Below are 7872 nucleotides of genomic sequence, written 5' to 3'. Positions count from 1 at the left end.
CCCTAGAGTCGTGAAGAAAAAGCCAAGCCGATATCCTAGAAAAAACAATGCCGCTCACCTTAAGTGAACGGCATTAGGTCTTAAGACCTCTTTTGTTGTTTTTATGTTGGGTAAAACATGGTATTAATTCCATAGTTATTATTTAGCAGGAGCAATCTTCCCCATGGAACTTACATTAGATAACGTATTCAATTTTAGTGCTGGCCCGGCGGCACTGCCTAAACCAGTAATGAAACAAGCACAAACCGATTTCATTGATTGGAATGGTTTAGGAACCTCGGTCATGGAAATCAGCCATCGCAGCAAGGAGTTTATTCAAGTTGCTGATGAGTCTGAACAGGACCTACGTGATCTTCTGAACATCCCAGACAACTACAAAGTACTTTTCTGTCAGGGGGGCGCTCGTGCTCAATTCGCCGCTGTTCCTCTAAACCTGCTTGGTAATGCAAAAAAAGCAACTTACATTGATGCGGGCTACTGGGCTGAAAGCGCGGTAACGGAAGCGAGTAAGTATTGCGACATTGATGTATTCAACGCTAAGACGTCTATTGATGGTAAAGCAGCGGTTGTTCCGGCGAAAGATTGGAAAATTGATCCAGAAGCGGCGTATGTGCATTTCTGTCCCAACGAAACGATCGATGGTATTGAAATCAGCGAGCTTCCTCAAACCGATAAGCCAATCGTCGCGGATATGTCATCTAATATTCTATCTCGTAAGATTGATGTGTCTCAGTATGGCGTCATCTATGCTGGTGCTCAAAAGAACATTGGACCTGCGGGTATCTGTATTGCCATCGTGCGCGATGATTTACTTGAACTTGCAAACGATCTGCTGCCGAGTATTCTCAATTATAAAGTCCTTGCTGAAAAAGACTCTATGTTCAACACTCCACCGACTTATGCATGGTACTTGTCAGGTCTGGTATTCAAGTGGCTGAAAGCACAGGGTGGGGTTGAGTCCATTGAATTAGTCAACAAAGAGAAAGCGGCGCTGCTTTACAATGCAATTGATGGCTCGGACTTCTATAAGAATGATGTACACACTGCCAACCGTTCAAGAATGAATATACCGTTCCAGCTGGCAAAACCAGAATTGGATGGAAAGTTCTTAGAGCTGGCTGACGCGGCAGGCTTGAAATCTCTGAAGGGTCACCGAGCGGTCGGCGGAATGCGAGCATCCATTTACAATGCGATGTCGCTGGAAGGCGTCCAAGCATTGGTCAGCTTCATGAAAGACTTTGAAGAGAAGTACGCTTAATCGACATCTGTTACTAACCAGATCTGAGGCTAACCACAGCAACTCGCTGGTCACCCTAGCGTGTTAGAAATTAGCCAACGTCATTATATTTTTGTTTTTAGAATAACGATTTATCGAAAGGCATAGCCTTGTTATCAAGTTTTTTTCTAGGCTATTGTTATTCACTTAATTTGTGTTAGTTGCTTAACTTATGTTGTTCAGCAAATTGATGTGTTTGATGTGATTTTGAACTCAAACTTGTTTGGTGTTGGTTTAAGTACACTAAACGAGATGAATGCCGCTTTTGCGGCATTTTTTTTGTCTAAAAATAGCGAAAGAGTATGATGTGTTGCAGTTGCATATTGGGATCAGCAGTATCAAGGTGAAATGGAATATAGGTTTTAAAAAAGGGCAGTGAATGAAGATTAACTACATTTGAGTGCCGATTTGTGTTAATCCCAAATGAGCGACTCACCCAATACTGGCACCCAGCTATTTAGTCTTCTGCGCAGGATAGCGCGTTCTCTATTGCAACACTTTCAGTATTGCAGCGATATAACCAATTTCATAATGAGGGATTAAGAGTGAGGTTTTTGAGTCTATTAGTAGCACTGTTCCCAGTGATTAGTGGTGCGTCTACACTCGAAATATGGGTGGGTGTCAGTCATGAAATGGCAGGTTATCTTCGTAAGCATATCGAGGCAATGACGGATCATCGTGTCGAAATACGTCCATTCGACATCAACACCATAAGAGCCGAGCTTCTGATGGCCGACTCTAGGGATAATGCCTTTCCGGATGCTATCTGGGTTCCTTCCGACTTTTTAGGTCTGACCGACTATATTGATCTATCGGCGCTCCCTGATAATTGGGTTGATATCTCACGTTATGAACAAAAAGCTCTAGATGCGGTCATCATCAACGGTGAGCTCAAAGCATTGCCCGTTGCTATTGGCAACCAACTCGTGCTGTACTCCAATACGCCTCAAGAGCATGCTGTTTCTTGGGAGCAACTGATCCAGAGCTCGTCTCTGTCGGATCAGGCAAGCCTGTTGTTTCCAAACCCCAACATGTATTTCTACTTGTCGTTTTATCAACTCTTTTCACAACAGAAGCTCTCATCAAAGAATATTCGTGGCGACAAATTGGTCTCAGTGTTTGAGTTTATCAGTATGCTTGAGCAGCAACATGTTATCGAGGCGTCTTGTGATGAAGCGTGTGCGAGGCAGCGTTTCATTAGTGGTGAGGTTGAGTTCTTGATTGACGGGGATTGGGCTTTCAGTGAATTGCAGCAGGCTGTGGGCAAGCAGTTGCAAGTCCTCTCTTTACCCACCTATCGCGGTAAAGCTATGTCTTCATTTAGTGGCGCGAAGGTGTTTGCTATTACCAAGAAAGGGCTGGCAAATCCACAAAAAACGGTTGCATTACAAGAGGTCGTTGAGTATCTACAATCGTATAGTTTTTCCTATTTAGCGCATTCCAACGCGATGATTTCTCCCTTTAATGAAGTCAATAAACGCCGTATTGAAAAAGGAAATCAACTGCTCTCTGATATGTATGACCAGTGTCAAGTATCGCAAATGATGTCAAGTGACTACCACATGTCGATCGTGTGGGAGGCATCTGCTAGAGCATATGATCGGTATAAATCGGGGATGCCAACGGCAGAACTTGATAAATTCTATGACGATTTTGTGAGGTACTACTCCAACAATATGAGGTCTGAACATTGAAAATCTCATTGAAATACACCGTGGGTTTGGTGTTGTTGGCTTGCTCGTTACTTCCCGTTTACCTTGCGGGTCAACTGATATTGAATAAGCAAAATGAAAGCTCTCTTGAACAAAAAGAGAGCAAGCTCGCAAACTCGACGGCAGCTATCCATCATACGATACAAGAAAAAATTAACCTCACAGCTAGGCTGACACACTGGTATTCACAAGATAGATCGCTGATTAAAGCGGGCGGCAACATATTCTTCTCAAGTGTGGTACGGGACAAGATGAATAGCTTTAATGCGTTAGCGGACAGTGTGTCGGCGACGTATATACTGGATCGTAGTTGGAAACCTATTTATGACAGTAAAGGCAGTTTGTATCATTTTGAGCAAAGCCAACTGTTAGGTGAGCTAAAACTTGCTCAGTACGTTTATGATCAAGGTAAATTGTTTCATACTGAATTTGTTGAGTCAGAGCTTGCGGATAACGTGACCTCAGGTATTACGTTTATTGCACCCATCTTGCCATATCGATTACTTGAGGGCTCAAGTTATACGCCGCAAGGCTACCTTGTGGTGCTAGTGGGCTACGATCAATTAGAGTCTAAAGTCGCGCCTTTCCTATATGACAAAGAGTCTGTTGAATTTAACTACTTTTATCCTGCCAATACAAAGGATGTTCAATCGAACACTCAGTTAATCGTTAATGACAATGAACTGTTTTCGCAGAAGCTGATACTGGCAGCAACCCATCATGTGTCTGATGAAACTCGCCTGTTAGATATGCAGCAATCTCAGTCGGTGTTTGTAAAAATACTGTTCGCAACATTTATTGTCGCAGTCGTCTTTGCATCAGTCTTAATTCGCTGGTTCGCCAGACAGCTCAACTTGCTGTCCGGAACCGTCGAATTATATTCCAATAACCAACAGCCGAGTTACCGTGCAGAAGAGCACCGTTTTACAGAGTTTATTATTTTCAGTCGTTTGTTGGAAAATATGTGGGCCCGAATACAACGTCAGTTACGTGAAGCCAAGGTGCGCAATGATCAATTGCGTTCGGCCTATCGACAAATTAAAGAGAGCAACCGTAAGCTTGAACAATTTAACTTACAGCTAGAACAAACGGTTGATGAGAAGACCAGTAAACTGACACATTCATTAGCCCGTGAAGCGTCACAGAAACACCGTATTCTTAAGATCGTTAAGTTCGCTTCCGTGCGGCAAAATATCGGCTTTCGCATGATACCTGAGCAGGTTAATCAACAAATCAGTTCGTTGCTTCCAGACTCCCAAATCGTTTTTAGTTTTAACGAGCCGACGACAGGAGGCAAGGAGCTCAAGGATTCAAAAGGTACTTCTATTGGTCATTTTTCTTATCACAATTTTGAGCAGCTAAGCGAAGAAGATCAGTTAATTTTTGATTTATATCAAAAGCAACTGGCAGGGTGGCTTGAGCTCGAAAATTATAACCGGATTGATTTGCCGACCGGGTGTTACAACCGTAAAGCCTTTGATGAAGATTTCAATATCTTTAAGCAACGAGTGAGCGAACAGCAGGAGAATTTGTCTTTATTGATCATTGATATTAATGGATTAAAGACAGCAAACGATCGCTATGGTCATGAAGTCGGTGATGAATTGATTTACGGCTGTACCGAGGTGATTCGTCAACGTTTGCATGACAACAGTAATCTCTATCGCTTAGGTGGTGATGAGTTTGCCATTCTTACCCTGACATCAGCCGAACAGGTGTCAGGTGATCCAAATCAACTCGCTGAACAGCTATATACTGACCAGATGAATCAAAGTATTGAGACCAAAGTAGGGGTAACAATACCGGTGAGGTTTTCGATTGGTGTCGCGTCAACAGAGTCAATCGGCGTTGAACAGCTTTTTTCTCAAGCCGATCAAGATATGTACCGTCAAAAGCGGCGCTATTATCGAGATTTGTCTTTAGTCGGGAACTAGCCTTGACCAGTCGATAAGCAAGTAAACAGGCAAGCAAGTTAATCGGTAGAACACTATTTTAGGAATCAAATAAAATCAAAGAGGAGAGTTGAACTCCTCTTGATGATTTTAAAGCTGTGATCGTCAATTAAACCTGTAACATAACCGTTAACGCTCTACAGCCAGAAACTTTTTAAGGGCATCTCTGGGTCGAAATGATGCGCGATTTGAGCTTGGAGTAATTCAGCGGTTGCTATGGCATCGGTTAACGCGTGGTGTGGAGTATAATCCGGTAAATGATAACGACGTCGGCTCTGGCCAAGCCTCACTGAAGCTGGCTTTTTTCCTTTTAGCTTATTCCACAAGCCGCCAGCCAATTTATTTTGGATTTGAGATTCAATTTCGAGAGTGTCGAGGACTGGAAACTCAATGCCTTCGCCCAACCTTACCTTCAGTGCATTATCTAAAAAATCACGCTCGATACGGCGATAGTGTACAACAGGGATATGCCCCGCCATTGATTCTAAGATTTCGCCCAACACTTCGCTAAGATCTGGAGCATCAATGATGTCGTTGTGGGTGATACCGTGAATAACCACCGACTCTTCTTCTAATTTCTGTTTCGGTCTCAGTGTCCAGTGCTTGGCTTGTCGTAAATAGATGCGGTTAAGCGTAAAGGGCACCAAACCAATGGTAATGATGTCATCCTTAGTCGAGTTTAGCCCCGTCGTCTCAAAATCGACAGCCAGGAAAGTCACCTCAGAAATGGGCGTATCGGGCGTAGGAAGAGGGGTGCTATAGAACAGTTTTAAGCGCTTGTCTTTGCTGCGCTCTAACTTCTGAGCAAATTTAAATGGCCAATCGACCGCAGGTGTTCTGAATAGTTTGTTCATAAGCCCTAATTAAATTTGTTATTCGCTTGGTAGCGGAACTTAAGGAAGTTTTGAGCATTACTTAATATTTGGAATGCGTCTTTTAGATTTCGTCGCTCAAAATCAGAGAGGTTTTCAGGCTCAATGTTGTTATCCGGCTCGATATTGTTATCTACATCATGCGCTTGGTGACGAATACGAACCAAAGAGATGAACTCCATCGCATCCTTTAGGTCTTGTGCTCGGCCTTTTGGCAGAATACCGGCGTCGATAATGTCATCCAAACGTTCGAATGAGTTCTTAGAGCGAGAAGCGACCGCTAATGAGTGAACACGAATCAAATCCGCCAGTGGTGCAGTACCACGGCGTTTGAGGTTGATCGAGTTGTTGTGACGACCGTCTTTCTCCATCACAAAATCCTTGAAGAAGCCGAGTGGAGGGGTACGGTTGAGCGCATTTCGAGCAAGGCACGCCAAGAAACGGTTATTTTTACGCGCGCGTCGCACAATAAAGCTGTTCAACTGTTCTGCCCATTTTAGACGGCCATACACACCATCAAGGTCGAAGAAGATCGATGCATTCAACAGCGCTTTCGGGTTAGGATCATCAATCCAATCGGCAAAGCACGCTTCCCATTGTCGGCGAGTCATACGCCAAGTTGGGTTAGTGGCCATGATGTCACCCGTGCAGTACACATAGCCACACTGATCTAAGCCATCACAAATGAAGGTTGATAACGCTTCAAAGTATTTGCCGTGCTTTTTCTCATCGTAGGTATCGTCAAGAATAATAGCATTGTCTTGGTCAGTGACGAGTAGCTGTTCATCTCGCCCCATCGAGCCGAGTGCGAGGAAGCAATAAGGGATCGGCGCTTTACCGAGTTTATCTTCAGCAAGTTCGATGATGCGTTGCTTGAAGCTGCGGCCAATCACTGACATTGCCGTGCCCACCATGTGCGCATTGGCGTCTTCGTTTACCAAGCGAACAAAGCTGTCTTTGACTTGCTCGGACAGTACTTTTAGATCTTCAATACTTTGCTGTTGGAAGATACTGCTCACGAGTAACAGTGAATTTTGCGATTCGTAACGAACAATATCGGTTGCTTCGATAATACCGATTGGCTTCTTATCTTTAAGCACAGGTAGGTGATGCACGTTATAGCGAAGCATGGTCATCATGGCTTCGTATACGTAGGCATTGTGGTCGAGCGAGATAACCTCAGGCGTCATCACACTGGATACTTCATCAGAAGGGTCGAGACCTTCGGCTAAAACGCGAGTGCAGAGATCACGGTCGGTGATGATGCCGATAACGGGTGTTGAATCGTCGTCATCATTTTCAACAATATTGGGGTCGATGATCAGCAGCGATGAGGCGTTATCTTGTGCCATCATGGTGGCTGCTTGTTGGATTGTACGCGTTTTCTCGATCATTGGCGCTTCACTGGTGAGCAGCGTTTTGACTTTGGATGTGGTTAGATCGTTTGCATCATTGCTGTCTGAATTCGCTTGGCGCAGTCTCGCGTTATCTTCAACCTCAACAAAATCGGCAAAAGAGTCGTAGTTGTCATAAAGCTCTAGGAATATGGGCTCAGGAATGCAATAGAGCAGGGTATCTTCAGTCGCTTTGACAGGGAAACGCACCTTGTTGTTGGTTAGGAGTCCCATCTGCCCAAATAGGTGCCCTTCATCCAGCCGGTTATAGAGCTCACCTTTACGGCGATAGACTTCGACTTCGCCGCTTCGAACCATGTACAGATCGTGAATTTGATCACCAAAGTGAATGATAGGGGTATCTTGGCGGTAATAAGAAATTTCCACACTGCTGGTCACCTTCTCCAACATCTCCTCCGGGAGTTCGTTGAAAGGCGGGTATTGTGCCAGAAAGTTTTGAATCTCTAATAACTCAGCATCCATAATGATCATCCATTGGTTTGTATGATTTCATGGTACAACATTTGATAATAATTTTCCGTCACAAATCAATCTGTGAGCTAAAACCTTTTTAAAGTCTTAGGGATAGACTAGGGCGTGTTGATCTTTCGTGGTTAAATTTTGTTCGAGATAAAAGCGTTTTAATCGCGGCGAGGGGGAAGTAGC

5 protein-coding genes are annotated in these 7872 nt (G+C 44.0%); 3 read left to right on the top strand and 2 right to left on the bottom strand.

Annotation, left to right across the window (positions count from 1 at the left end):
• Nucleotides 1-163: 163 nt before the first annotated feature.
• From serC to Q1A70_RS17980, 3 genes are all read left to right on the top strand, one after another.
• A complete protein-coding gene (serC, locus tag Q1A70_RS17990; RefSeq protein WP_299694857.1) occupies nt 164-1258 on the top strand; it encodes a 3-phosphoserine/phosphohydroxythreonine transaminase in 1095 nt (364 codons plus the stop codon).
• Between the two features lie 563 nt (nt 1259-1821).
• The gene (locus Q1A70_RS17985; RefSeq protein ID WP_299694860.1) at nt 1822-2970 is read left to right on the top strand and encodes an extracellular solute-binding protein; all 1149 of its coding nucleotides are present in this window, start codon (nt 1822-1824) and stop codon (nt 2968-2970) included.
• A 20-nt stretch (nt 2971-2990) separates the two neighbouring features.
• Nucleotides 2991-4922 carry a GGDEF domain-containing protein gene (locus Q1A70_RS17980; RefSeq protein ID WP_299694871.1) on the top strand — a complete coding sequence of 644 codons (1932 nt, stop codon included), beginning with the start codon at nt 2991-2993 and terminating at the stop codon, nt 4920-4922.
• 155 nt (nt 4923-5077) lie between these two features.
• Here Q1A70_RS17980 and Q1A70_RS17975 read toward each other — a convergent pair whose 3' ends face one another.
• Both Q1A70_RS17975 and Q1A70_RS17970 read right to left on the bottom strand, forming a co-directional pair.
• The gene (locus Q1A70_RS17975) at nt 5078-5794 is read right to left on the bottom strand and encodes a 3'-5' exonuclease (protein ID WP_299694863.1); all 717 of its coding nucleotides are present in this window, start codon (nt 5792-5794) and stop codon (nt 5078-5080) included.
• A gap of 5 nt (nt 5795-5799) precedes the next feature.
• On the bottom strand, nt 5800-7689 hold the full coding sequence (locus tag Q1A70_RS17970; protein ID WP_299694867.1) for a DUF294 nucleotidyltransferase-like domain-containing protein: 1890 nt from the start codon (nt 7687-7689) through the stop codon (nt 5800-5802).
• Between the last annotated feature and the right edge of the window lie 183 nt (nt 7690-7872).

The sequence above is a fragment of the uncultured Vibrio sp. genome, assembly GCF_947488985.1.
In the GTDB taxonomy this organism is placed as follows: Bacteria; Pseudomonadota; Gammaproteobacteria; order Enterobacterales; family Vibrionaceae; genus Vibrio.
Note: the sequence above shows the minus strand (reverse complement) of the source record. Positions and strands in the feature narration are given on the sequence as shown.